This window comes from Streptomyces sp. NBC_01224 (genome assembly GCF_036002945.1).
Lineage (GTDB): Bacteria > Actinomycetota > Actinomycetes > Streptomycetales > Streptomycetaceae > Streptomyces.
Genome location: NZ_CP108529.1, coordinates 8846605 through 8870390, shown reverse-complemented (window position 1 = coordinate 8870390; position 23786 = coordinate 8846605). Strand labels below are relative to the sequence as shown.

The following is a 23786-nucleotide window of genomic DNA, read 5'->3' as shown; positions in this document are numbered from 1 at the left end:
CCAAGATCCTGTGCCTGCCGGAACACCGGCTCGGCCTGCCGCAGGGCGGCACGCACCGGGCGGGGGTCGCCGAGCGAAGCCGCGTGCGCGCTGAAGCGTGCAGTGGCCGCTTCGGACAGCCAAATGCGAACGCGGGCTCAATGCATCGACCGGTGCAGTCGCCGACTTTTACACCTTTCGGGCGACGAATCCCCACTGGTCGACCGGTTCAAGGTCCTCTTCGTCCGCTCGCCAGAGGGTGATCGACCCGAATCCGGGCTCGACCAACTCCATCCCGTCGGCGCTCGCGAGGATCTCCTCCGGCTGGCGCACCAGGTATGGCGGAGTGTCGCCCGCCGCGTAAGCCTGCTGCGCAGCCAGCGTCTGGGGCGTGGCGACCGTGTCGCAGAGGACCAGATAGCTGCCTGCCACTGTGCCGGCCATGTACTGGTGCATGAGGTCGATGCCAGCCTGGGGCTGAAGGTGTCCCAGTGTGGACAGCACCATCACGGCCACGGGTCGTGTCATGTCCAGGGTGCGCGCCGCTTCCTGGAGCACCTGCTTGGCTTCCAGCATGTCCGCGTGCACGTAGTCCGTCATCCCGTCTGGTGCACTTGTCAGCAAGGCGCGGGCGTGTGCCAATACGAGCGGGTCGTTGTCGACGTACACGATGCGAGCCTTCGGCTCGACGCTCTGCGCGACCTCATGCGTGCTGTTTTGCACGGGAAGCCCGGTCCCGATGTCAAGGAACTGGGTTATTCCCGCTTCGGCCAGATACCGCACCGCACGCGCCTGAAAGGCCCGTGACGCCAGGGCAAGTTCCCGCGTCTGGGGGTAGCTCGCGATTACTTGATCTCCCAGCTCCTGGTCCACTGGGTAGTGGTCCTTGCCGCCGATCCAGTAGTTCCAGACGCGGGCCGAGTGCGGAACAGCGCTGTGGAATCGGTCTGCGTCGTATGCCTCGTGTTTCATAACACCCTCTTCTATCACGGTTGTTAACGCCTCACGCCGTTGCGGCGGCCTGTCAGGCGGCCATGCAACCGTCCCTTTGGCTCAAGGATGAGTTCGGCACCGAGCAGGGGCGTGGAGGTCCGCACCGGAGAGGTGTCACCTGCCATCGCCCGCAGGAACACCCTGACTTCGGCTACGACCGCCCGCCCGGACCGGGCTCGGAACGTAGTGCTGGAAGTCACGGCGGGTGTGCCGGTGTTCATGGGGAAGCGCCATCCACGGCTGGACGCCGTGGAGCAGCTCCACCGCGTTCCGCGAGCACGGCACCGCCCTGCGCGGCCTCGTCGACCAGGCCCCGTCACACCTGCACCGCTGCCCAGACGCCGGGCACTTCTGCGTCGAGCTCAGCCCTGGCCCACGGGCACGGGCACGGGCACGTCGGCATGTACCCGCCCGCTTGCACATCCAATACTGCAACGCCTGGCGAATCCGACGACCCTTCTGACGTCCTTGCCACTCTTCGCACCCATGTCCCGGTCGATCTGACCGTTCCAAGGATCCGTCGCCTCCTCCCTCACCCAACCGACCTCCCCCACCGGGCTGCTGAACTGGTCACTGGCGCAGGCACCCCCAGGCCCCGGCCTGCCGAAGCCACCACCGACAACGGCTCGCGGCCGCATCCGGCATGTAGATCACGAAGAAAACACTCACCTCGATCCGACCGGGGCGGTGCACGTCAGAGCGAAACAGCGCTCTGAACTGGTCCTGGAGCAGCAATGGTTGGTAGATGCCGAATGGAGAGAACAGCCTCCGAGCCGGAGTCTGCCGGCCCTCGAGACCATGCCTCCGGCGTACCGCTCGGCAGGGACGATGGCAGCCCTGCTGGGTGGGCTGCTTCTGCTCCGGGCCTCTGGCTCAGCCCACCGCCACCGGTGACGATCCGCCCGCCGCGGCCACGCGGGGTGCCCCCGTGCCGTCTGCGGGGACGGTCCAGATGTCGCTCGCCCGGCCGGCCGCGCCCGGCAGCGCGTAGGCAACCGTGCTGTCGTCCAGCCAGGCCGCCTGGTCGTCGACGCTGCGTGTCTCGGCGAGCGGCGTCTCACGCATGGTCCGCAGGTCGAGGACGTACAGCCGCCAGGGCGCGGCCGGGTCGTCGGAAACCTTCTTCTTAAAGGCGATCCGGGTGTTATCAGGCGACAGGGAGGGGCACTCGGCGTTCTTCCGCAGCGCCTTCGCCGACCAGTCCCTCATGTTCCCCTCGACGAGGTAGGTGCGGCCCTTGGTGGAGACGGTCGCGTAGAAGCGGTTGTCGTCGCGGGCGAAGGTCACCCCCCAGTAGTTGACGTCGGGGGCGTGGTAGCGGACGCCATCGATGGTGAGGGGGATCTCCTCCATGGACTTGATGAGGTAGCCGGTGCGCAGGTCGAGGACGGCGGTCCGCGTGGAGAAGGCGGTGGTGGCGTAGGAGTCACCGGTGGCGAACACCGTCCAGGACAGCATCCGCCCGGAGGCGGAGACGCGGGCGCGGGTGGGAACGCCCGGCACGGTGATCCGGCGCATCTCGCGCAGCTGCCGGTCGAGAACGATTGCGTATGTCTTCGGCAGCACCCCGGGCTCGGCGCGCAGGCAGAGCGCGGTATCGCCCGAGGCGTAGAAGCGGTCACAGGTCGGGCCGCCGGTGGTGCGGGCGCCGGGGGGTCCGGCAAGCGGCTGATGCGCGACGCGTCCTGTGACCGAGTCCCGGAAGTACAGCGCGGGCCCACCGAGAGTGAACGAGACGTCTGCGTCGGCTCGTTGCTCCACCGACCGCTGTTCCGCGTGCAGGGTGTACCAGACGGAGCCGCCCGCGAGGAGTAGCACCGCGGCCACCACGACGGCGATACGGGCCCGTGGGCCGAGCGGGGTCGCGGCTCTCGGGAACCTGGCACTCATGCGGTCCGCCTCTCGGGGATCGGGGCTCCCGGCCCCTCGGGGGCCGGGGTGCCGGACCGGTTGCGCGGCAGCAGTACCCAGCCGCCCGCGAGCGCTGCGAGCAGAGCCGATATCGCCGCCCACAGCGCGGGGCGTGGCCCCCACACCGTCCACGCCGCGCCGAAGCCCGCGGCGGCGAGCATCCGGGCCAACGCCTGGCCGGTCTGGAGCAGGGCAAGTCCGCCCGCCCTCCCGTCGGCGGGCAGCACTGGTCCGGCCAGGGCCATCAGTACCCCGTCGGTGGTGGCGTAGAAGACGCCCAGCAGCACGAGGACGGGCACAAGGAGAAGCGGGGCCGGGCCGCCGGTCGGGGCGAGGAGCGTGGCGTACACGCCGAGTAACGCGACGTGTCCGTACAGGAACAGCATTCGTCGGCCGAACCGGTCTGCGATCCGGCCCGCCGGGACCGCGAGCAGCAAATAGCACGCCGCCGCGCCGAGCGGCAGCAATGGGAACCAGCCGATGGAGAGGCCGAGGCAGCGCTGGAGCAGGAGGTAGACGAAGGCGTCACCGACGGTGGCGGTACCCAGCAGAGCGGCGGCTGCGAGAATCCGCCGGAAGGCGGGATCACGGAGTGCCCCAAATGTCTTTCGTGTAGGGGGAGTCGAGTTCGTGAGTGGTGCCGGGTGACCACCGGGAACGTACAGGACGAGGATCAGTACCCCGAGCAGGCCGACGCAGAAGCTGACGACGAACACCGCGTCGTAGGCGTCGGCGGTCGCCCAGAGCAGGGCGAACGCGGCGAGCGGGCCGAGCAGGGCGCCCGTGGTGTCCATCGCCCGGTGTACACCGAAGGACCGGCCGAGCGCCTCGGGTCGGCTGCTCAGGGTGATCAGCGCGTCACGGGGCGCCGTTCGGATGCCCTTGCCGACCCGGTCGGTGGCCAGGGCGGTCGCGATCCCGGCGGTGGCACCGCCCGCGAGCAGCAGGCCGAGCCGGGAGCAGGCGGAGAGGACGTAGCCGATGCCCGCGACCCGTTTGTGCCGGCCGCCGCGGTCGGCGGCGTGCCCGCCGAGCAGCCGCACGACGGAGGCGGCGCCGTTGAACAGGCCGTCCAGGAATCCGAATTGGAGAGGTGAGAGACCGAGTCCGAGGACGAGGTAGAGCGGCAGCACCGCGGTGACCATCTCGGAGGAGATGTCAGTGACGAGGCTGACCGTGCCGAGTGCCAGGACGGTGCCGGGGACGCGTCGGCCCGCCCCGCCGGTGCGAGGCGGGGCCGGCGCGTCCCGGCGGCCTGTGGTCGCCAGATACATCAGTGGCAGGCGTACTTCGGGCTGGTGTCCTTGGTCTTGCCGTCGGTGCCGACGTAGCTCCAGCTGTAGCCGGAGTCGGTGAAGTCCATTTTCAGGACGCCGTATTCACCGCTGATCCGCTTCTGGCTGTTGGGCTGGACGTTCTCGATGGGGTATGGCTCGGCGCCACCCATGCCGCCGACGATCTCGGTGATTCCGTCGGCGGTGGCCTCCCCATCGGGGCTCTGTGGGGCGAACCGCTCGTAGTGGTGGTCGTGCCCATTGAGCACGAGGTCGGCCTTGGCCCCGTACAGGATCTTCCAGACCGGCCTGCTGACCGGGTCGTTGCCGTGCCCGCCCGAGGAGTACAGCGGGTGGTGCCAGTAGGCGGCGATGCACGCCTTGCTGTTCCTGGCGAGGTCGGCCTTGAGCCAGTCGATCTGGGCGCTCTGGTCGAAGGAGTTGGAGTCGAGGGCGATGAAGTGCCAATTGCCCTCGTCGAAGCTGTAGTAGCTCTTGCCCTGGGGGTATGCGATCATCCCGAAATACGTCTTGTAGCCGACGAGCGACCCGGCAGGATCGTACGTCTCGTGGTTGCCCGGTACCGGATGCGTCTTGTCCTTGAAAGCACCCCAGGTCTTGTCGTAGTAGGCGCGGAAGTCGGCGATCCGGGCGTCGTCGTACTGACTGTCGCCCATCGTCAGATAGAACTTCGGATTGAGCTTCTGGGCCAGTGCGGCGGTCTTGGGGTGGGCGCAGTCACTGTCGGAGGCGGTGCACTGAGCGGCGATGTCACCGGCGGCGACCACGGTGAAGGCACCGGTTTGCGGGGGCGCGCCGTCGAGAATGCCGTACACCTCGACCTCGTGCAGCGAGTAGCCGTAGGCAGTACCGCGCGCGCTGCCGTACACGCGCAGGTAGCGGCCCTTGCCGGAGAGGGCAGACCAGTCGTCGGTGCCGCCGTTCCCGGCCGTCTCGTTGGCGAGCCGGGTCCAGGTGGTGCCGTCGGCGGAGATCTCGATCCGGTACGCCTTGGCGTACGCGGCCTCCCAACTCAGCTCCACGCGCGTGACGTTGGCGGTGACACCGAGGTCGACACGTATCCACTGCGGGTCCTCGCCCTCGGCGCTCGCCCAGCGGGTGGCCGGGTCGCCGTCGAAGGCGTTCTGCGGGCCGAGGCCGGAGGCTTCACTGGAGGAGGCGGTGGCGGGCTTGCCATGCGAAATAAGGGGGTCGGCGGCGGCGTCGGCCCGGTCGGGGTAGGCGAGCAGCAGGCTTCCGACGAGGAGGAGTGCGGCGGCGATGACCACGCCCACCGTACGGCGCCGCGTCGTCGTGAAGAGCGGAGCTGAGCCGTTCAGGTACATCCCTGGACTCCTGGCCTTGGGGGTGGCGAGAGCTGGGCATTGGTGCGTGACTTCGCGCCCCGACCCTCGCGCGGGCAGGAGGCGGCATCATGGTGGCCGGGCCAGAGCTCTCACTGAGCGCGTCATGCCTACGGGTGTCAGACACCGCGCCAAGCCACCGCCCGGAATGCTAGCGAACAGTAAACTTTCCTACCAGTCCCCCAACTCCCTTTGCTCTGTACCCCGTTAAGCACCCAGCCACATCCGGCTACCCACCCTGCAGCGACCTCGGTGAGGGATGAGCCGCACCCGGCCGGCGATTACGGTGTCGGCGTAGAGGCCGCACAGGGCCGTGACGGCGCAGAGCGGCTCGACGGATGGCCGGCCAAGTGCCCCATCCCTGGGGGTGATGGAGCCGGTCGATGACCGCACCCGCATCCTGCGCAACGGTTCCCGGAACCCGGACCATCTCGTGGTGTGGGTCGCCGCGTTCGGCTTCGAGTTCGAGATCCAGGAACCGCCCGAGCTGGGGGCGCACCTGCGGACGCTCCGACATCACCGAGCGGCTGGCGCCGCTACTCGGAGGTGGCCGGCGTCGTCTATACGGCGGGTCTGCGCGCCGACCCCGACAACCACCTGCTGCGCACCCTTCGCCTGCTGCGCGACCTCGACATCGGCGTCACCAACGGCAACCACGAGTTCGACGGTGCGCAGTTCGAGATCAATCTCGATCACTCGGAGGCGATGGACGCCGCCGACCGCGCCTTCCGCCTCAAGACCGCTGTCAAGGAACTCGCCCGCAAGGAGGGCCGCCTCGCCACCTTCATGGCCAAGCCGTTCAACGGCGCGGGCGGCTCCGGCTTCCACCTCCACCTGTCCTGCCAGGACGAGGCGGGCCGCAACGCCTTCGACGACCCGGCGGGCCCGCACGGCCTGTCCACCACCGCGCGCCACGCCGTCGCGGGCATCCTCGCCCACGCCCCGGCACTCGCCGCGCTCCTCAACCCGACCGTGAACTCGTACAAACGCTTCGGCCCGGACACCCTTGCCCCCTGGCTGATCGACTGGGGCCTGGACAACCGCAGTGCCATGGTCCGTATCCCGCCCGAGCGCGGCTCCGGCTCCCGGCTGGAACTGCGCCTGGGCGACGCCGGCGCCAACCCGTACCTGGCCATCGCCAGAACGCTCGCCGCCGCACTCCTGGGTATCCAGGCCGCCGAGGAGCCGCCCGCGCCCCTCGAGGGCTATGGCTACGACACCGCCAAGGCCGCGCTGCTCCCCACCTCACTGCCCGCAGCCCTCGACGCGTTCGAGGCGGACACCGCGCTCACGGAGGTCCTCGGCAAGGACTTCGCCGCCTCATTCCTCTCCTACAAGCGGGACGAGGTGGACCGCTTCCAGCGGCATGTCACCGACTGGGAGTTCGCCGAGTACGCGTACCACATGTGACCCGTGACCCCGGCCCATGACCTGCCACCCCTGACGCCAAGGAGACGAACCATCATGACCACCCACCTCCCCGCCCCGGACAGGACCGCCCGCGAAGCCATGACCGAACCGCTGTCGCTCAAGGACGTCGACCTCGCCGACCTCGACAACTTCACCGACGGCATCACTCCCTGGCGCATGTTCCACACCCTGCGCCACGAGGACCCCGTCCACTGGCAGCCGGAAGAGTCACCCAACTCCGGCTTCTGGGCCGTCACCCGGCACGAGGACATCGCCCGTGTCGACCGCGACGCCGAGACCTTCACCTCCGCCAAGTTCGTCAACCTCGAAGAGGTGGACGAGGACCAGATCAAGAAGCGCGCCTCCATCCTGGAGCTGGACGGCGTACGCCACCGCGCCATGCGCAGCCTGCTGCAGCGCCAGTTCGGCCAGGGCGTCATCAACAGCTACGCGGACTTCCTGCGCGGCCTGACCGCCAAGACCCTCGACACGGCCCTCGCCAAGGGCACCTTCGACTTCGTCGCCGATGTCTCCGCCGACTTCCCCATCAACGTCCTCGCCCGCCTGCTGGACGTGCCGCCGGAGGACAACCAGCAGCTCATCGACTGGGGCAACCGCATCATCGGCAACACCGACCCCGACTACGCCGACGTCCTCCTGCACAGCGAGGAGAGCGAGAAGTACCGCGACCTGCCCTTCCGCTCCCCCGCCTCGCTGGAAGTCTTCGAGTACGGCCGAGAACTCGCCCGCCGACGCCGCGGCGGCAACGGCACCGACCTGATCTCGAAGCTCGTCAACGAGACCCCGCGCGACGGGATCCCCCTCTCCGACCAGGGCATTCGACAACTACTTCCTGCTCCTTGTCGTCGCCGGCAACGAGACGACCCGGCACACCATCACTCACTCCATGCTGGGCCTCATCCAGCACCCCGAACAGCTCGCCAGGCTCCAGGCCGACCCCTCCCTCATCCCGACCGCGGTCGAGGAGTTCCTGCGCTGGGCCTCGCCCGTCTACCACTCCCGCCGCACCGCCACCCGGGACGTCGAACTCGGGGACAAGCGAGTCAAGGAGGGTGACAAGGTCGTCATGTGGTACGCCTCCGGCAATCGCGACGAGAAGGTCTTCGACAACCCGTACGACTTCGATGTCACGCGCACCAACAACGACCACGTCACCTTCGGCAAGGGCAGCCCGCACCTGTGCCTGGGCAACCTGCTCGCCCGCACCGAGATCCGCATCATGTTCGAGGAACTGACCCCGCGCCTGTCCGGCATCCGCCTCGCGGGCGACGTCCCCCGCGTTCGCTCCAACTTCGTCAACGGCATAAAGAAGCTCCCGGTCGAGGTCAGCCTCGTCTGATCACTGAGCGGGGACTGCACGCGGTGCGGACAACGCGCCAGGCGTCGCCGGCAGGTCGTTCTGCGGCCACCCCTACCGCAGAACGTCCCTCCCCTCATCCGGGCAACCACCGAATGAGCCAAGACCGTCCTCCCTTCTTGCCCCGGCTGCGCGAGCCATGCGCAGGGTTGGCTCACCGAGGGGTGTCGGGTGTGGCTTCAGGACCGTTTCAGTCGGCGGCTTGGGACACTCGGCCGCTCGACACCCCACGACGACTCGGCCGCTGACTGGGATGTGCGAGCGATTTAGCCGACATGGTTCGCTCGATGCCCCACCTGCGGCGTCCCAGTCGTTCGCTGGACCCGATCCTTCTGCGGTCCATGCGCACGCCTATACGTTTGGGTGGTCAGGCAGGTGTGGCGCAGGACGTACACGCGCTTGCCGACGGGGCTCACCGCAGATGATCCGCGCGCCGTAACGGGCGCCCCGGTCCGGCCGGCCCCCATCGATCAGATGCCACTCGAAGGAACGACCCGCCCCACGCAGGGCGACAGTTCGGCCGTCAGCCAGCGGAAGACATGCCCCACCTGACGTTTCCACAGCCCAGTGGTGTGCGGCCCGCTCACCTCGGCCACCACCACCCGCGTCGGAGGCGCTGCCGCCCGCCGCAGCGCGAGGCCGTCACGGTAGCCGTCGTTGCGCCCGCCCGAGAGGTAGAGCGAGACGCACGGCGGGGTGGCGGCGTGGCGCAGGATCCACAGAGGGTTGTTGACCCGCCGCAGCTCCGGGTCCCGGCCCGTGAGGGAAACCCGCTCGGCGGCCGGGTCGTTGTAGCCGGAGAGGCCCACGGCGGCCCGGTACCGGTCGGGGTGGGAGAGCGCCATCTTCACGGCGCAGTGTGCCCCGGCCGAGTACCCGGCCACCGCCCAGCCGCTCGCACGGCTCTGCGCGCGGAAGGTATCGGTCACCATCTGCCGGACGTCCACGCTCAGCCAGGACTCGGCGTCCACGACACCCGGCACATTGGCGCACCCGGTGTCCTGACCCGCCAGCAGATTGGTCCGCGGCTCCACGAGGATGAACGGGGCGATCTCCCCCCTCCGCATCCCGGCTTCCAGCTGCGACTGCACGCGCAGGCTGCCGAACCACGCCTTCGCCGATCCGGGGAAGCCGCCGAGGAGCTCGACCACGGGGAACTTCCGGTGCCGGAAGGCCGGTTGGCCGTACTGCGGCGGCAGCCATACGTACACCTCTCCGCGCACCCCTGACACCCGACCGCTCAGCTGGGTGACGCGGACGCCCCGGCCCAACCGGGCGTCGTGCGTCAGGCTGAAGTCCTGTGCGACCTTCGACTCGTTCGCCAGGTGCTTGTGATCCCCGAGTCCGTCGCGCCCGAGGTCGGGCGCGGCAACAATGTGGTGTCCGGTGCCGAGCAGGTCGGCCCAGCTGTCGTACAGGCCGTTGGTGTTGTTGACCATCACGAAGACGCTCAGCACGGCTGCCGCCTGCGCGAGGACGACCATCACCAGGCGGACCGCGCCGCGCACCACGGCAGGGCCGCGTACCCGACCCCACAGCAGCAGGGGAAGCAGCACGGTGACCACGGCCAGCGCGATCGTGGCCAGGAAGAAGGGTGTCCCCGTCAGGCTCATCACGCTTGAGAGGATGCCGCATGCACCGCGATGGTTTACCCGCCTTTCCACCTTTTTACGTCGGACGCCAGAGACCGCGGGACGCCGTGCTACTGCCGTTGCCACCCGCCCTCGCCCCCGGCAAGGCCTCAAAACTCCAGGTCAAAGGCTGTCTCAGAGGTCGGCGGAAGCCTGGACCTCGCGCACTGCAGCCTGATCGAATAGGGGATGACATCATTCTGGACTGGCAAGCGAGTACGACTGCGCGGTATCGAGCCCGCGTCGGCGCCACTCGCGCCCGGCGCACGAAGGGCTCGGAAGCGGTCCACCGCTGCCGCCAGGCACATCCGTCTGTGTCATCGAGGTCGCCGACGACGGCCCCGGCATCCACACCGACGAGGCCCCTCGCGTCTTCGACCGCTTCTACCGGGCGACACCGCTCGACCCGCCCGCCGAGACCGGTCCCGAACCCGGCTCGGGCCTCGGACTCACCATCGCTGCCGCCCACAGCGGACGCCTCGAGCTGGACAACCGCCGCGGCGAAGGCTGCGCCTTCCGCCTGCTCCTGCCCGAACCGACCACCGCGTCGAAGGACGACACTGATGAGGCTCACCACCGTCCGAGTCACACGTGACCGAACCGCCGCCCGAATCGACAAGAAGCACGTACGGCACGGCTGGGTAACCACCGAGCCCTGCTGAGTTACCGCCACCAGGCTCCTCTTCGACCTCCCCGAGACCACGACGGAGTCCCGGTTCCACCACCCCTTCATCTACCCCGCGGGCATGTGCGCCCTCTTGGAGACAATCGGCCTGGTCGGCACCCACGTCCTGACCCGTCATCGCCACGCCGCACCGCTGTGCACACCGGCCCCGCACCTGCCCGGAAGTGACAGCACGGCACCGAAACGTCCGTGTCCACACCCCGCGTACACTGCCGCCCGCCCCACGCGTGTTCGCCCACCGTTCGCGCGCACGTTGTCCAAGAGTCGCTCCAGACGCTCCCCTTGTTGTGAATCAAGGCCATACGATGCGCTTGCGAAGCGCGCGCCGCGCACAGGAACACGGGGGGAGGCGCGATGTCCGGGAGACCGCATGACGGCATATCCGACGCCATGCCGGGCGGAGCGTGGGGCACGCTCCCCAAGGGTGTGGAGCTGTACCACCTGAGGCCGGACGGAGGCATCGAGCTGGCCGACCGCGAGGGCGCCCGCGAGCTGGGACCCGAGCGCGAGTTCCTCCGCTTCATTGATGACGGGCAGTTCGCCCACTACCTGGTGGGCGACGCGGCAACCTCGCCCGAACGTCCCTCGAACGCCACAGTCAAACTCGGTGTCGTGGGGCCGCGCAGCGCCTTCACCCCGCATGCCCACGGCGGTGAACACTTCGTCCTCAGCCTGGGCCATGCGGCGTGCGGCCTCCACGACGCGGACCGCGACCGGGTCACCGAAGTCCCGCTGACTCCCGGGATGTTGATACGGATTCCGGAGATGATGCCCCATTCCTTCGCGAACAGGGGCACCGATCCGCTGACGATCCTCGCAGCCAACACCGGCTACGGGATCGACCACGAGGACTACGCGATAACCGCCGGGGAGGCGGAGCGCCGCGCCACGGACGACACCCCGACGGCCGGCCAGGTGACCGTGGCCACCGCCACCGATTACCGCGCACTCGCCGCCGCGCTGCGCGACATCGAGCACCTTCAGCAGGACCGGGGCATCGCCACCACCACCGTCCGCGAGCGTCTGGCCGAACGACTGCGCCGTGTGGCAACCGCACTGGAGGTCCGCCGGTGATCTGTCCGCATTGCGAGAAGAACTTGCTCCGCAAGGAGCGTCCCAACAACACCTGCTCCCACTGCAGGCGCACGTACGCGCTCGACCCCAAGACCAACTCCCTCGGCCTCAGTGACCTGCGGGTGCGCAGGATCCTCGCCAAGGTGACGGAGGAGGGCAGGATCGCAGTGGCGCCGGACCAATTATGGTACGCGCTCTCTCGTAAGCGCCTCAAGGAGAGCCAGTTCGCGCCGGGGTGTGCGGGTGCCTCGCTCGGCGCGGGCCTGTTCGTCGGCGTTTTCGCCATCTTCGCCGAGATCGCGTACCTCGCCCTCATCTCGGGCGCCCTGTTGCTCGCCTCCGCGGGCTTCGCCTTCGCACGAGCCGCCGGTGTGAGCCGGGGTTTCCCGGTCATGAGCCGTGCCGCGTTCCGTTCGGAGGCGCTCGCGCCCTGGCGGAACGTGTACGGCGGGCTGCCACCCGGGGTGGTCGACGACACCCCTCCCGCTCCCTCTCGGGCCAGAGCTCGTGCGCCCTTTGACGCTCAGCCCGGTGCCGTACTCCTGTGCCCCGACCGCTCCATCACGGCGTTCCTGATCGCCGATGGCCTGCCCGCCCGTTACGGGATCGCGCCGGCAAAGGATCTCGACGCGGTCCGCGCCCTGCCCACACAGGGCCCGGTGATCGTGCTCCACGACGCCGACGCGCACGGAGAGCTCCTCGTCCGGCGCGTCCGCGAGAGTCTGGGGCAACGCACGGTGATCGACGCCGGACTGCCGCTGCGCACCGTCCGCGGTCTCGCCCAGGCCGTGCCCTACCGCGACCGAAACGGTCGGCCCGACCGGGAGACCATGGCGCGGCTCACCGCACTCGGCGAGTTCACCGAGGAGGAGCTGAAGTGGCTGGGAAAGGGCTGGGGGTTCCCGCTCGTCGGCATGCCCCCCGCCCGGCTCCTCACCGCCGTCACCCGGATCGCCGAACAGGTCACCAGGAACGTCGATCCGGAACGGCGCCGCGCCGCGTCCGTGGGATTCATGACCTGGCCCGGCCCAACGGCCCGGGACCGGGCGGGTGAGCGGTGATCTGCCCCGGCTGCGCCGCCTCGCTCACGGGCAAGGAGCGCACCGGCCGGGTGTGCGCGCACTGCGGGAAGCGGTTCGCACTCGACCCTGCGGTCCACGGCATGGGCATGCACGACATCCGTATCCGGGGCATCGCGGAGCACGCCACCGACCACGGACGCCTGAAGATCACCCTCACCCAGCTCTGGTACCTGTCCCGCACCCGCAACTACGCGTGGGCCGAGCAGGGTCCGCAGGGTGTGCCGACCGGGATCCGCTGGCTCGTGGCTCTGCCGGTGGCCGTCGTCCTCCTCCTGTGCGCGGTCCTGACCGACGGTGTCCTCGCGTTCGTCGCCGGAGCTGCCGGGTGCGTCGTCCTCGTCGTTGCATCGGCCATGCGCTATCGCCCCGGTCGGCCGCCCCGTTCGCAGATCATCCCCTCCGAAGAGATCTTCCGTCAGCTGATGACGGGCGCCTGGCCTGCGGCGTACGGCCGGTTGCCGAAAGGCGTCGTCGACGATGTGCGCCCCGTGCCCCGGCCACGCAGCGCAGACCGTTCCCGTACGTCTGATCCGTTGTCCCGGCCCACGGCCGTGATCCTCTGCACCGACCGGGTGGCAGCCCTCTTCCTCACGACCAATGACATTCCCGGCCGTCTGGGGGCCCTCCTCCTGGAGGCCGTCGGCACGGAGGGAACCGCAGTGCGCTCCGACGTCGTGGCAGGGGCCCTCAAGGCACTCGCGGAGTACCGCAGCGCGCTCCCGGTGGTCGTCCTGCACGACGCCGACCCGCTGGGCGTCCTGCTGGCACCGCTCATCCGCGCAGCGCAGCCCGACCGGGTCGTGGTGGACGCGGGCCTCCCCGTCTCCGCGGCCAGGGGCAAGCAGGGCGTCGTACGGCTCGCCCGGCACAATCGGTTCGCCGACGCGGAACAGCTCCGCACGGTCGCTGGTCTGCCCGAGGCCGACGCCGAGTGGCTCGCCGACGGCTTCTGGAGCCCGATCGCCGCCGTGCCTCCGCGCCTCCTCGAATCGATCGTCGTACGAGCGGTGGAGCGGGCCCTGACCACCCCGCCGCCCGGCCCCCGCCACGCCCACACCCACGGCTTCCTCACCTGGCCGCAGGCATCGCGGACCCCACGGGCGCGGAACACCGGCCGACCCGGCGCCGGCACGTCCAAGAAGGAAGGCACCAGCTCCGCATGACCACGCGACGCCCCCAGGCTCCCGGAAGCGGGACCTCCATCGCCCCGGCTCGCCGATCCGGCCGCGGGCCCGGCGCCCGCCTCCTCGATCTCGCGATAACCGGGGCCGCCGCCCGCGCCGCGGGCCCCGGCGGCATCAGGTTCACCGAACGGCAGCTCTACTACGAGACCTGCCGCGTCCTGAGCCCGGCCGCGACCCTGCTCACCCGCATCCCGCGGACCCCGGCCCCTCCCCTGCGCCTGCGCACGTTCACGCGCGCCCTGGAGGCGCGGGGCAGGGAGACCGTGGAGGGCCTGCTCCCGCCGGTACCGTCGGCGCCGCCACGGCCCCCGGCCACGCCCGATTCCTCCGAACCCGACCTCTACGCCTACGCACTGCCCCGCCTTCTCGTCTGCCAGGACCGTTCGATCGCCCGCATGCTGCTCTCCAACCATGTGCATCTGGAGGCGGGCTGCCCCGTCCTCGCGGCGATCGATGCTCTGCCGCTCGCCCCTCGCCTCGTCGCGGCGCTCGAGCGGGCGGAGGGCGCGACGGTCCAGGTGCTGCACGACGCGAGCCCGGAGGGCATCGAGCTCCCGGCGCGGATCAGGGCCGCTCTCGGCCGCGTCCCCGGCATACGGGTGGCGTCGATCGGACTCGTACCCCGTCACGCGGCGGCCCTGCGACTCCCCACCGGCCGCGGCCCGGCACCGGTTCCGCCTCTCGGCCCCTGGCCTCCGGCGCTGCGGCCCCAGGAGGCCGCGTGGCTGGCGCGGGGACGGTTCGCGCAGGTCGCAGCCGTGTCACCGCCCCGCCTGGTGCGTACGGTGCTGCGCCTCACACGAGGACCCCGACCGCCCCGGAGCTCCGTGTGGACCGAACTGCGCGGGCTGCGTACCACGGGTTTCCTGACCTGGCCCGCCTCGTGATCCACCGCGTCACCCGCCCGTGAACCGCGGAGTGAACCGTCCGAGCGGGCCCTGGCTCCCGCGGCCACGACCGCCCCACAGACCCGAGGAACGCACACGATGATCCGACCTCAAGAGATCGGCTACTCCGACGAATTGCTCGCCGACGGCAGTGTCCACCGGCGCTACGAGGACGGCCGGGAGGAGTGGCGCCAACGCGAGGGATCCCACCGCGAGCTCGTGCGCTGGCACGACAACCGGAACGCCTCCGGCACCGACGAGCTCCTCGGCAACCGCATCATCAAGCGCACCCTCACCGACGGCACGGTGACGTATGCCCGGGACATCGGATACGGCCGTACCCTGTGGGGCCGCGGCGAGACGGTGTTGGTCAACCGGACATCGTTCGGCGGCAGGATGGGCGTCATGCTCGTGGGCCTGGGAGTGGCGGGCCTCGCCATCACCGCCGCCCAGCTGCCACCGCTGAGCATGAGCCCGGAGGAGGAAGAGGAGCTCCGTCAGCAGCAGGCACAGAGCCAGTCGTCGTCCTCGGGCGACTCGGGCGCAGGCGGGAGCGGTGATTCCGGTGACGGCGGGACGGACGACTGGGACGCGGGCTGGGACAACGGCGACGACGCCTGGAGCGACGACGACTTCGGCTGAGCAGGCCGCGTCGGCACTGCCCGAAGCAGTAGCCGCTGCGGTAGCAGTACGAACCAGAGAACACAAAGGAAAGGAGCCGTCCATGGCACGCTTCTGCGTCTGCCTGGCCCCGACCACCCGGCAGGCCCGGTCCCATGCCGAGGCGATGGGCGCGGCCGGGACCGGCCGGGCAGCCGTGGACGTCGCCGGGGCTGATCTGGGACTGATCGCGGACGAACCCGGCCGCGCCGAAGGCCCGTTCACGGCATACGGCCTGACTGCGGTGGGCGAGGTCACCCTCCACAACCGCCCGGCCCTCCTGTCCGCGCTGCACGCCGAGGGAACCCCCGTACCCGCCCGGTGCTCCGACGGTGAACTGCTGCTGCGCTGCTGGGCACGGCTCGGCGATGCGGGGGTGGCGCTCGCCGAGGGCATGTTCGTGCTGGCCGTGGTGGACGGTACGGACCTGATCCTGATCCGCGACCAGGTGGGCGCCCGGACTCTCTTCTACGCCCGCGCCGACGGAGCCTGGGCGGCCTCGACCTCGCTGAGGGCGCTGCGGCGCTGGCCCGCGCTCGGCACGTCGATGAATCTGTCCGCGGTCCGTTCGTTCCTCACCTTCGCCTATCTGCCTGGCGAGGAGACGCTCCTGACCGGCGTGCGGGAGGTCCTGCCCGGTCGGGTGCTGCGGCTGGCGCGGGACGGCACAGTCACCGAAGCGGTGCACTGGGAGCCCCGCGAGCACATCGCGCAGCCGGTGCCGCAGGATCCGACGGAGCATGTCCTGGCCCTGCGGGCGCTCCTGGAGCGGGCGACGGCCGACAGGCTCCCGGAGGCGGAGCCGGCTGCGGTCCTTCTCTCCGGCGGAATCGACAGCTCCCTCGTCACCGCGCTGGCGGCGAAACTGCACAACCATCCGGTACACACGTACTCGATCAGCTTCGGCAACGAACTCCCCAACGAGCTGGGCTACTCGGGCCTGGTGGCCGCCCACTGCCATACGCGCCACCGGGTCCTGAACGTGTCGGGAAAGACGGTCGCGTCACGGCTCGCGGAGGCGGCTGCGCTCCTGGACAGTCCGGTGGGCGATCCGTTGACGGTCCCGAACCTGTTGCTCGCGGAGGCCGTGGCCGCGGACGGCGCCTCGGTGGTGCTCAACGGCGAGGGAGGCGACCCCGTGTTCGGCGGCCCGAAGAACCTCCCGATGCTGGTGCAGGAGATGCACCGTGAACCGGGGGCGCCATGGGACGAGGACCGGGCGACGGCGTATCTGCGCTCGTACCGCAAGTGCTGGACGGACCTCCCGACGCTACTGACCGCGCAGATGCTCGACGCGCTGCGGGACGCCCCGCGCCCCCAGCGGTTCGTGGAGCCGTATCTGACTCCGGGTGCCGACAGCCCGCACCGCATGGGCCATCTCCTCAACCAGCTCCTGCACTGCAATCTGCGGACCAAGGGCGCGCACCACATCCTGACAAAGGTGGAGCGCCTGACGGCGTCGCAAGGCATCGAGGGCCGGGCACCGCTCTTCGACCGCCGGGTCGTCGACCACGCGTTCGCGACGCCGCCGACGTACAAACTCCGTGGCTCGGCAGAAAAGTGGATCCTCAAGGAGGCCGTGCGCGACCTCCTGCCCGACACGGTCGTCGATCGCCCGAAGAGCGGGATGCGGGTGCCGGTGCAGCAGTGGCTGACGGGTCCTCTGCGTGATCTCGGGAACGATCTGCTGCTGAGCCGGCAGTCGGCCGGCCGAGGCCTGTTCCGCCCGGACACGGTCCGCGCCTGGATGAAGGGCGAGGGCACGCTTCTGCCCCGTCAGGGCGGCAAGTTGTGGCTGGTGCTGACGCTGGAACTGTGGCTGCGATCGTACGCGTTGTGAGGAACGAGCAGCAGGAAGCGACGAGCGGGAAGCAACGATGAACACTGAACTCACCGACCCTCGCACGGGCCGTTCCCGCGGCACGGCGCCCGTCTCCCGCGAGCCCGAGGTGGCTGCGGCCGTGGCGTCGGCCCGTACGGCGCTGGGCACGTGGAGCGCCCTGACACCCAGGGACCGGGCGCGGCGCCTGGACCGGCTGGCGACGCTGATCGAGGACAGCGCGGCGGAGTACGCGGCTCGTGAGCGGGCCGGGACGGGCAAGCCGGATGCGGAGACGGCGGGCGAGATCGAGCAGGTGGCGGATCTGTTCCGCTTCTACGCGACGGCGGCACGGACCCGGACGGCCCCGGCGGCGGGCCGGCTGGTGTCCGGGCACGAGAGCTGGGTGCGCTGGGAGCCGATGGGCGTGCTCGGGGTGATCGTCCCCTGGAACTACCCGCTGATGATGGCGGCCTGGCGCTGCGCCCCGGCACTCGCCGCGGGCAACACGGTGGTGGTGAAGCCGGCGGAGACCACTCCGGACACGCTGGAACTGCTGGCGGAGCACGCCGCGCGGACCCTGGGCGAGGGCGTGCTCCAGTCGCTTCCGGGAGACCGGCGGACGGGTCGGCTGCTGGTCGAGTCGCCGGTGGACATGGTCGCGTTCACGGGCAGCGGCCGGGCGGGCCTGGATGTGGCGGCACGGGCGGGCACGCGCCGGATCAGCCTGGAGCTGGGCGGCAACGCCCCGGCCGTCGTTCTCCCGGACGCCCCGGCGGACACGTATGCGTCGCTCGCGGAGGCGGCCACGTACAACGCGGGCCAGAGCTGCGCGGCGCCGGCCAGGGTCATCACGCTCACGGAGAACTACGAGTCGACGGTGGCCCGCCTGACGCAGGCGATGGGTGCCCGGCTGGCAGGCCGCGACTTCGGCCCGCTGAACAACCCGGACCAGACGGCGCGTTACGACTCCCTCGTCGGCGAAGCGACAGCTGGCGGCGGACATCGCCGCCCCGCCCGGCGAGGAGCACGGCCACTGGCGCGCGGCCCTTCTCCTTGCGGATCTCCCGCACGACGACCCGACGGTCACCGAGGAAGTCTTCGGCCCGCTCCTCACGGTCCAGCACGCGGACACCGTGGAGGCGGCTCTGGGCCTGGCGAACAGTGTCCCCCAGGCCCTGGCGGCCAGTGTCTGGACGACCGGTCTCGGCACGGGGCTCGATCTCGCGGCCCGCCTCGACGCGGGCGAGGCCTGGCTCAACTGCCATCTGGTGCAGACGGCGGAGCTCCCGCACGGCGGGCGTGGCTCGTCCGGCCACGGCACGGACCTGAGCACGCTGGCGCTCCAGGAGTACCAACGGCCCAAGACGGTGACGGTACGGCTGTCGCCCGGCGTACCCGAGAGCTGAGGTGAAGGGCCACCGGACGACGGCGGGCGCGTGGCGTCGTATGTGATGCGGTCGTGGGCGGACATCATCCGGTGTTTCAACGAACAGGGCTTGCGCATGTCGGCGCGGCCCGCGCGCGACGGCGGGGATGCCACCGTGTGTGGCGAAACAGGTGGCCGGGTCGATCAGGAAGCGAGAAGCGCGGGTCACGAAGCCGCACCTGGTCTGACCGTCATGGACATCACCATTCACACGAGTTTCCTCCCGCATGACGACCCGGACGCGTCCCTGGCCTTCTACCGCGACGCCCTCGGCCTGTCGTCCTCCGTCACGAACTGGAGAAGCGAGTGCAGTGGGGCCGACTCCTCACGGCCCCCTCCCGGGCGTCGCTCGACCAGCGCCTGGACACGCACGCCGGTCTCTCTCATCCGCTGTGCCTGGCGCACAAGCCATAGACCTCCACAAGTACGGCGAGCATGCCGCCGAACGCGGCGATCCCCGTAAGTACGGCCACGGCCCCCACGTCCACGTCACGCCCCCACGCCGGTGTATGTCCTCGCCTCGGCCGCCCTCGCATCGGCACCCCCACATTCTGGTCACATCAACGTGGCCAGATCGTGGTTGAGTTCGACGACATTGACGCGTTCCTGCCCCAGAAATCCGAGAACACGCGTCTGGACGTGGCGGGCAACCAGCCTCTTGACCTCGGCGAGGGCGAGGTGGCGGGCCTTCGCGACGCGGTCGACCTGTTCGTAGGCGTACGCCGGGGAGATCGCCGGGTCGAGCCCCGAGCCGCCGGCGGTGACGGCGTCCGCGGGGACGGACGCGGGCGGGACCCCGTCGAAGGCGGCGACGGCGGAACGACGCTCCCTGACGGTCTTGATCAGGTCGGTATTGTTCGGGCCCAGGTTGGAGGCGCCGGAGATCGTGGGGTCGTAGCCGCCGGCGGACGGGCGGGGCTGGAACCACTTGGGGTCGGGGCGCAGCGGCTCCTTCGCGTCCTTGGGATTCTTCTTCGGCAGGGCGAAGTTCTGGCCGATCAGGCTGGAGGCCACAGGCGTGCCGTTCGTCGTCAGCAGGGAGCCGTTGGCCTGGTGGGAGAGACCGGCCTGGGCGATGCCGGTGACGAGCAGTGGATAGGCGATGCCGGTGATCACGGTGAACGCCAGCAGCATCCGCAAGGCGGTCAGATGGTGCTGGAGTACGGGGGGAATGTGTGTACGCACCGTGGGATCGCCTTCTTCTCTCGTCGGGCCGTCTGTCAGCGCAGGCCGGGGATGAACTGAATGAAGAGGTCGAGCAGCTTGATGCCCACAAAGGGCAGTACCAGCCCGCCAAGCCCGTACATCCAGATGTTGCGGCTGAGCAGTGTCGCGGCGGAGGACGGCCGGTAGCGCACGCCGCGAAGCGCCAGCGGGATCAGCGCGATGATGATCAGCGCGTTGAAGACGATCGCGGAGGCGATCGCCGAGGTCGGGCTGTGCAGGCGCATGATGTTGAGCTTGTCCAGGCCCGGATAGACCATGGCGAACATCGCCGGAATGATCGCGAAGTACTTCGCCACGTCGTTGGCGATCGAGAACGTCGTCAGCGCGCCGCGGGTCATCAGCAGCTGCTTGCCGATCTCGACGATCTCGATGAGCTTGGTCGGGTTGGAGTCCAGGTCCACCATGTTCCCGGCCTCCTTGGCGGCCGAGGTACCGGTGTTCATCGCCACGCCGACGTCCGCCTGGGCGAGCGCGGGCGCGTCGTTCGTACCGTCGCCGGTCATCGCGACCAGCTTGCCGCCCTGTTGTTCGCGGCGGATCAGGGCCATCTTGTCCTCGGGGGTGGCCTCGGCGAGGAAGTCGTCCACCCCTGCCTCCTGGGCGATGGCGCGCGCGGTCAGCGGGTTGTCACCGGTGATCATGACCGTCTTGATGCCCATGCGGCGCAGTTCGTCGAAGCGTTCGCGCATGCCTGCCTTGACGACGTCCTTGAGGTGGATGACGCCGAGGACGCGGGCGCCGGGCGCGTCGCCGTGCCGGGTCACCTCGCCGACGACCAGCGGGGTGCCGCCGCTCGCGGAGATTCCGTCGACGATGCCGCCGACCTCTGCGGTGGGGTGGCCGCCGTTGTCACGGACCCAGCGCATCACTGCCGTCGCCGCTCCCTTGCGCAAAGACAGGGTTTCCTGAGGATCGTTGAGGTCGACACCGCTCATCCGGCTCTGGGCGGTGAAAGGTACGAACTGCGCCTGGGCGAGTTCTCCTTCGCTACGGCCACGAAGCGCGTACTGCTGCTTGGCGAGGACGACGATCGAGCGGCCCTCGGGCGTCTCGTCGGCGATCGACGACAGCTGGGAGGCGTCCGCGAGCTCCTCGACGCTCACCCCATCCACCGGCAGGAACTCAGCGGCCTGGCGGTTGCCGAGGGTGATGGTGCCGGTCTTGTCGAGCAGGAGGGTATTGACGTCGCCCGCGGCCTCCACCGCGCGCCCGGACATCGCCAGCACGTTGCGCTGAACGAGCCGGTCCATGCCCGCGATGCCGATCGCCGACAGCAGCGCGCCGATCGTCGTAGGGATCAAGGCCACCACGAGGGCCGCGAGGATGACGATGGGCTGCTCGGCCCCCGCAAAGATGGCGAAGGGCTGCAGGGTAGCCACCGCGATCAGAAAGATGATCGTGAGGGATGCCAGCAGGATGTTGAGCGCGATCTCGTTCGGCGTCTTCTGCCGCGCGGCCCCCTCCACGAGTGCGATCATCCGGTCGATGAAGGTCTCCCCCGGCTTCGAGGTGATCTTCACGACGATCCGGTCCGAGAGCACCTTGGTGCCGCCCGTGACCGCCGACCGGTCGCCGCCCGACTCGCGGATCACCGGCGCCGACTCGCCCGTGATGGCCGATTCGTCGACGCTCGCGATGCCCTCGACCACATCGCCGTCGCCGGGGATGGTCTGCCCGGCCTCGACGACGACGTGATCGCCCAGACGGAGGTCGACGCCCGGAACCTCCTCCTCTGCGACGTCGGTCGCGCCGGGTCGCCAGCCGCTGAGACGGCGGGCCGTTGTCGTCGTCTTGGTGCGGCGCAGAGTCTCCGCCTGGGCCTTGCCGCGTCCCTCGGCCACGGCTTCGGCAAGGTTGGCGAAGACCGACGTCAGCCAGAGCCACGCCGTGATCACCCAGGCGAAGACACTGGGCGCCCTGATGGCCGACAGCGTGGTCAGCACCGCCCCGACCTCCACCACGAACATGACGGGGTTGTGGACCATCGAGCGCGGATCCAGCTTGCGCAGGGCGTCGGGGAAGGACGTCAGAAGCTGCTTGGGATCGAGCAGTCCGCCCGAGACCCGGTGCTGCTGACGCCCGGCGCCGGGCGGGGTGGGAGCGGGAGTGGTGGTCGTGGACATCAGTGCAGACCCTCCGCGAGGGGGCCGAGTGCGAGCGCGGGAAAGTACGTCAGACCGACAACGATGAGGATCACTCCGGTCAACAGCCCGACGAACTGCGGCCGGTGAGTGGGCAGGGTGCCCGCGGTGACCGGAACGGGCTGCTGCCCGGCGAGCGAGCCGGCAAGTGCCAGGACGAACACCATCGGCAGGAACCGGCCGATGAGCATGACCGCACCAAGTGTGGTGTTGTACCAGACGGTATTCACGCTCAACCCCGCGAACGCCGAGCCGTTGTTGTTCGCAGCCGACGCGAAGGCGTACAAAACCTCGGAGAAGCCGTGCGGACCGGAATTGAGCATGGCCGCCCTCTCCCCCGGGAATGCCATCGCCAGCCCCGCACCGACCAGCGCGAGTGCGGGCGTGGTCAGGATGTAGAGCGAGGCGAACTTCATCTCCCGGCCCCGGAGCTTCTTGCCCAGGTACTCGGGCGTACGGCCGACCATCAGTCCGGCGACGAAGACCGCGACGATCGCCAGGATCAGGATCCCGTAGAGCCCGGAGCCGGTGCCGCCGGGCGCGATCTCCCCCAGCATCATGTTGAAGATCGTCATTCCGCCGCCGCCCGGCGTGTACGAGTCGTGGGAGGAGTTGACCGCTCCGCACGACGTGAGGGTGGTGGACACCGCGAACAGGGCCGAGGCCCAGATCCCGAACCGCGTCTCCTTGCCCTCCATCATTCCGCCGGCCGCGTGACCGGCGGTGCTGCTGACGCTGTGCAGTTCGTTGGCGGTCACGATGGCGACCGATGCGGCCCAGATCAATGCCATCACGGCAACAATCGCGTAGCCCTGTCGGTTGTCGCCGACCATCTTCCCGAAAGTCCGCGGCAGCGAGAACGCGATGACCAGCATGAGGTAGATCTCGATCAGGTTGGTGAAGGCGTTGGGGTTCTCGAAGGGGTGTGCAGAGTTCGCGTTGTAGAAACCGCCGCCGTTGGTGCCCAGTTCCTTGATGGCCTCCTGGGAGGCGACGGGGCCTCCGGTCACGCCCTGGTGCCCGCCCGCGATGGTGGTGATGTCGTGGATTCCGTGGAAATTCTGAACGGTACCGGCGGCCACCAGAACGATCGCGAAGACGAACGCAAGGGGCAGCAGAACGCGAAGCACGATCCGGGTCAGATCCACCCAGAAATTCCCGACGCGATCAGTCTGCTTCCTGCTGAAGCCCCGGATCAGCGCGGCCACGACGGCAATACCCACAGCCGCGGAGACGAAGTTCTGCACCGCGAGGCCCGCCATCTGGACCAGATGGCCCATGGTCGACTCGCCGGAGTACGACTGCCAGTTGGTATTGGTGACGAAGGATGCCGCGGTGTTGAACGACTGGTCCGTGGTGACCGGCTTCATTCCCAGGGACAGCAGGAGATGGTTCTGCAGGCGCAGAAATGCGTACAGGAACAGTACCGACACTGCGGAGAAGGCCAGGGTGCTGCGCAGGTAGACCGACCACTTCTGGTCGGCGTCGCCGTTCACTCCGCCTGCCCGGTAGATCAGGCGCTCGGCCCGCCAATGGCGGTCGGTGGTCAGGACGCGGGCCATGTAGCCGCCCAGCGGGCGAAACGAGAGACCTAGCGCGACCACCAGGGCGAGTACCTGGAGCCATCCCGCGAGGGTGTCGTTCATCCGGACCTTCTC

Annotated in this window: 16 protein-coding genes and 7 pseudogenes; 13 read left to right on the top strand and 10 right to left on the bottom strand. The window is 69.6% G+C overall.

The window, feature by feature from the left end; all coding sequences use genetic code 11:
- Positions 1–168: 168 nt before the first annotated feature.
- The 5 genes and pseudogenes from OG609_RS40220 to OG609_RS40200 all read right to left on the bottom strand — a co-directional run bounded on the left by OG609_RS40220 (position 169) and on the right by OG609_RS40200 (position 5503).
- Complete coding sequence (locus OG609_RS40220; protein ID WP_327277321.1) at positions 169–951, bottom strand: SAM-dependent methyltransferase; 783 nt, start codon at positions 949–951, stop codon at positions 169–171.
- Positions 952–1025: 74 nt separating this feature from the next.
- Positions 1026–1230 (bottom strand): annotated as a pseudogene (locus tag OG609_RS40215) (pirin family protein); the annotation flags it as partial.
- A 615-nt stretch (positions 1231–1845) separates the two neighbouring features.
- On the bottom strand, positions 1846–2862 hold the full coding sequence (locus OG609_RS40210; RefSeq protein ID WP_327277320.1) for a TolB family protein: 1017 nt from the start codon (positions 2860–2862) through the stop codon (positions 1846–1848).
- Complete coding sequence (locus OG609_RS40205) at positions 2859–4157, bottom strand: MFS transporter (protein WP_327277319.1); 1299 nt, start codon at positions 4155–4157, stop codon at positions 2859–2861. Before OG609_RS40205 ends, OG609_RS40210 begins: the two co-directional genes overlap by 4 nt.
- On the bottom strand, positions 4157–5503 hold the full coding sequence (locus OG609_RS40200) for a discoidin domain-containing protein (protein WP_327277318.1): 1347 nt from the start codon (positions 5501–5503) through the stop codon (positions 4157–4159). The genes OG609_RS40205 and OG609_RS40200 overlap by 1 nt, the downstream gene beginning before the upstream one ends.
- A gap of 388 nt (positions 5504–5891) precedes the next feature.
- On the opposite strand from OG609_RS40200, the pseudogene OG609_RS46510 reads away from it, so the two are divergent.
- From OG609_RS46510 to OG609_RS40190, 3 pseudogenes are all read left to right on the top strand, one after another.
- A pseudogene (locus OG609_RS46510) lies at positions 5892–5966 on the top strand (hypothetical protein); the annotation flags it as partial.
- Positions 5967–6028: 62 nt separating this feature from the next.
- Positions 6029–6931 (top strand): annotated as a pseudogene (locus tag OG609_RS40195) (glutamine synthetase family protein); the annotation flags it as partial.
- Positions 6932–6985: 54 nt separating this feature from the next.
- Positions 6986–8291: pseudogene (locus OG609_RS40190) on the top strand (cytochrome P450).
- A 289-nt stretch (positions 8292–8580) separates the two neighbouring features.
- On the opposite strand, the pseudogene OG609_RS40185 reads toward OG609_RS40190, so the two are convergent.
- Positions 8581–8670, bottom strand: a pseudogene (locus tag OG609_RS40185) (IS5/IS1182 family transposase); the annotation flags it as partial.
- A 109-nt stretch (positions 8671–8779) separates the two neighbouring features.
- Positions 8780–9922 (bottom strand): alpha/beta hydrolase, encoded by a 1143-nt coding sequence (locus OG609_RS40180; protein ID WP_327278348.1) that lies wholly within the window; start codon positions 9920–9922, stop codon positions 8780–8782.
- Positions 9923–10145: 223 nt separating this feature from the next.
- Here OG609_RS40180 and OG609_RS40175 point away from each other — a divergent pair, with 223 nt between their 5' ends.
- The 10 genes and pseudogenes from OG609_RS40175 to OG609_RS40130 all read left to right on the top strand — a co-directional run.
- Complete coding sequence (locus OG609_RS40175; RefSeq protein WP_442818099.1) at positions 10146–10535, top strand: sensor histidine kinase; 390 nt, start codon at positions 10146–10148, stop codon at positions 10533–10535.
- A 444-nt stretch (positions 10536–10979) separates the two neighbouring features.
- Positions 10980–11699: a cupin domain-containing protein gene (locus OG609_RS40170; protein ID WP_327277317.1), complete on the top strand. Its 720-nt coding sequence runs from the start codon at positions 10980–10982 to the stop codon at positions 11697–11699.
- Complete coding sequence (locus OG609_RS40165) at positions 11696–12760, top strand: hypothetical protein (protein WP_327277316.1); 1065 nt, start codon at positions 11696–11698, stop codon at positions 12758–12760. Before OG609_RS40170 ends, OG609_RS40165 begins: the two co-directional genes overlap by 4 nt.
- Positions 12757–13944 (top strand): hypothetical protein, encoded by a 1188-nt coding sequence (locus OG609_RS40160; protein WP_327277315.1) that lies wholly within the window; start codon positions 12757–12759, stop codon positions 13942–13944. Before OG609_RS40165 ends, OG609_RS40160 begins: the two co-directional genes overlap by 4 nt.
- Positions 13941–14852: a hypothetical protein gene (locus OG609_RS40155; RefSeq protein WP_327277314.1), complete on the top strand. Its 912-nt coding sequence runs from the start codon at positions 13941–13943 to the stop codon at positions 14850–14852. Before OG609_RS40160 ends, OG609_RS40155 begins: the two co-directional genes overlap by 4 nt.
- A 99-nt stretch (positions 14853–14951) precedes the next feature.
- Positions 14952–15494 carry a hypothetical protein gene (locus OG609_RS40150; RefSeq protein WP_327277313.1) on the top strand — a complete coding sequence of 181 codons (543 nt, stop codon included), beginning with the start codon at positions 14952–14954 and terminating at the stop codon, positions 15492–15494.
- A gap of 82 nt (positions 15495–15576) precedes the next feature.
- Entirely contained in the window at positions 15577–17352 is a 1776-nt protein-coding gene (locus tag OG609_RS40145) for an asparagine synthetase B family protein (protein ID WP_327277312.1), read from the top strand.
- 37 nt (positions 17353–17389) lie between these two features.
- A pseudogene (locus OG609_RS40140) lies at positions 17390–18271 on the top strand (aldehyde dehydrogenase family protein); the annotation flags it as partial.
- A 52-nt stretch (positions 18272–18323) separates the two neighbouring features.
- The gene (locus OG609_RS40135; RefSeq protein ID WP_327278347.1) at positions 18324–18740 is read left to right on the top strand and encodes an aldehyde dehydrogenase family protein; all 417 of its coding nucleotides are present in this window, start codon (positions 18324–18326) and stop codon (positions 18738–18740) included.
- A gap of 213 nt (positions 18741–18953) precedes the next feature.
- Positions 18954–19034, top strand: a pseudogene (locus OG609_RS40130) (VOC family protein); the annotation flags it as partial.
- Between the two features lie 281 nt (positions 19035–19315).
- Here OG609_RS40130 and kdpC read toward each other — a convergent pair.
- Genes kdpC through kdpA form a run of 3 tightly spaced genes read right to left on the bottom strand, consistent with a single transcriptional unit; the run spans position 19316 to position 23774 of the window.
- Entirely contained in the window at positions 19316–19945 is a 630-nt protein-coding gene (gene kdpC / locus OG609_RS40125) for a potassium-transporting ATPase subunit KdpC (protein WP_327277311.1), read from the bottom strand.
- A gap of 35 nt (positions 19946–19980) precedes the next feature.
- A complete protein-coding gene (gene kdpB, locus OG609_RS40120) occupies positions 19981–22110 on the bottom strand; it encodes a potassium-transporting ATPase subunit KdpB (protein ID WP_327277310.1) in 2130 nt (709 codons plus the stop codon).
- Positions 22110–23774 (bottom strand): potassium-transporting ATPase subunit KdpA, encoded by a 1665-nt coding sequence (kdpA, locus tag OG609_RS40115; protein ID WP_327277309.1) that lies wholly within the window; start codon positions 23772–23774, stop codon positions 22110–22112. The genes kdpB and kdpA overlap by 1 nt, the downstream gene beginning before the upstream one ends.
- Between the last annotated feature and the right edge of the window lie 12 nt (positions 23775–23786).

Coding starts and splice junctions, on each gene's coding strand:
- OG609_RS40220 (WP_327277321.1), bottom strand. CDS start 951: ATGAAACACGAGGCATACGACGCAGACCGATTCCACAGCGCTGTTCCG.
- OG609_RS40210 (WP_327277320.1), bottom strand. CDS start 2,862: ATGAGTGCCAGGTTCCCGAGAGCCGCGACCCCGCTCGGCCCACGGGCC.
- OG609_RS40205 (WP_327277319.1), bottom strand. CDS start 4,157: ATGTATCTGGCGACCACAGGCCGCCGGGACGCGCCGGCCCCGCCTCGC.
- OG609_RS40200 (WP_327277318.1), bottom strand. CDS start 5,503: ATGTACCTGAACGGCTCAGCTCCGCTCTTCACGACGACGCGGCGCCGT.
- OG609_RS40180 (WP_327278348.1), bottom strand. CDS start 9,922: ATGAGCCTGACGGGGACACCCTTCTTCCTGGCCACGATCGCGCTGGCC.
- OG609_RS40170 (WP_327277317.1), top strand. CDS start 10,980: ATGTCCGGGAGACCGCATGACGGCATATCCGACGCCATGCCGGGCGGA.
- OG609_RS40155 (WP_327277314.1), top strand. CDS start 13,941: ATGACCACGCGACGCCCCCAGGCTCCCGGAAGCGGGACCTCCATCGCC.
- OG609_RS40150 (WP_327277313.1), top strand. CDS start 14,952: ATGATCCGACCTCAAGAGATCGGCTACTCCGACGAATTGCTCGCCGAC.
- OG609_RS40145 (WP_327277312.1), top strand. CDS start 15,577: ATGGCACGCTTCTGCGTCTGCCTGGCCCCGACCACCCGGCAGGCCCGG.
- kdpB (WP_327277310.1), bottom strand. CDS start 22,110: ATGTCCACGACCACCACTCCCGCTCCCACCCCGCCCGGCGCCGGGCGT.
- kdpA (WP_327277309.1), bottom strand. CDS start 23,774: ATGAACGACACCCTCGCGGGATGGCTCCAGGTACTCGCCCTGGTGGTC.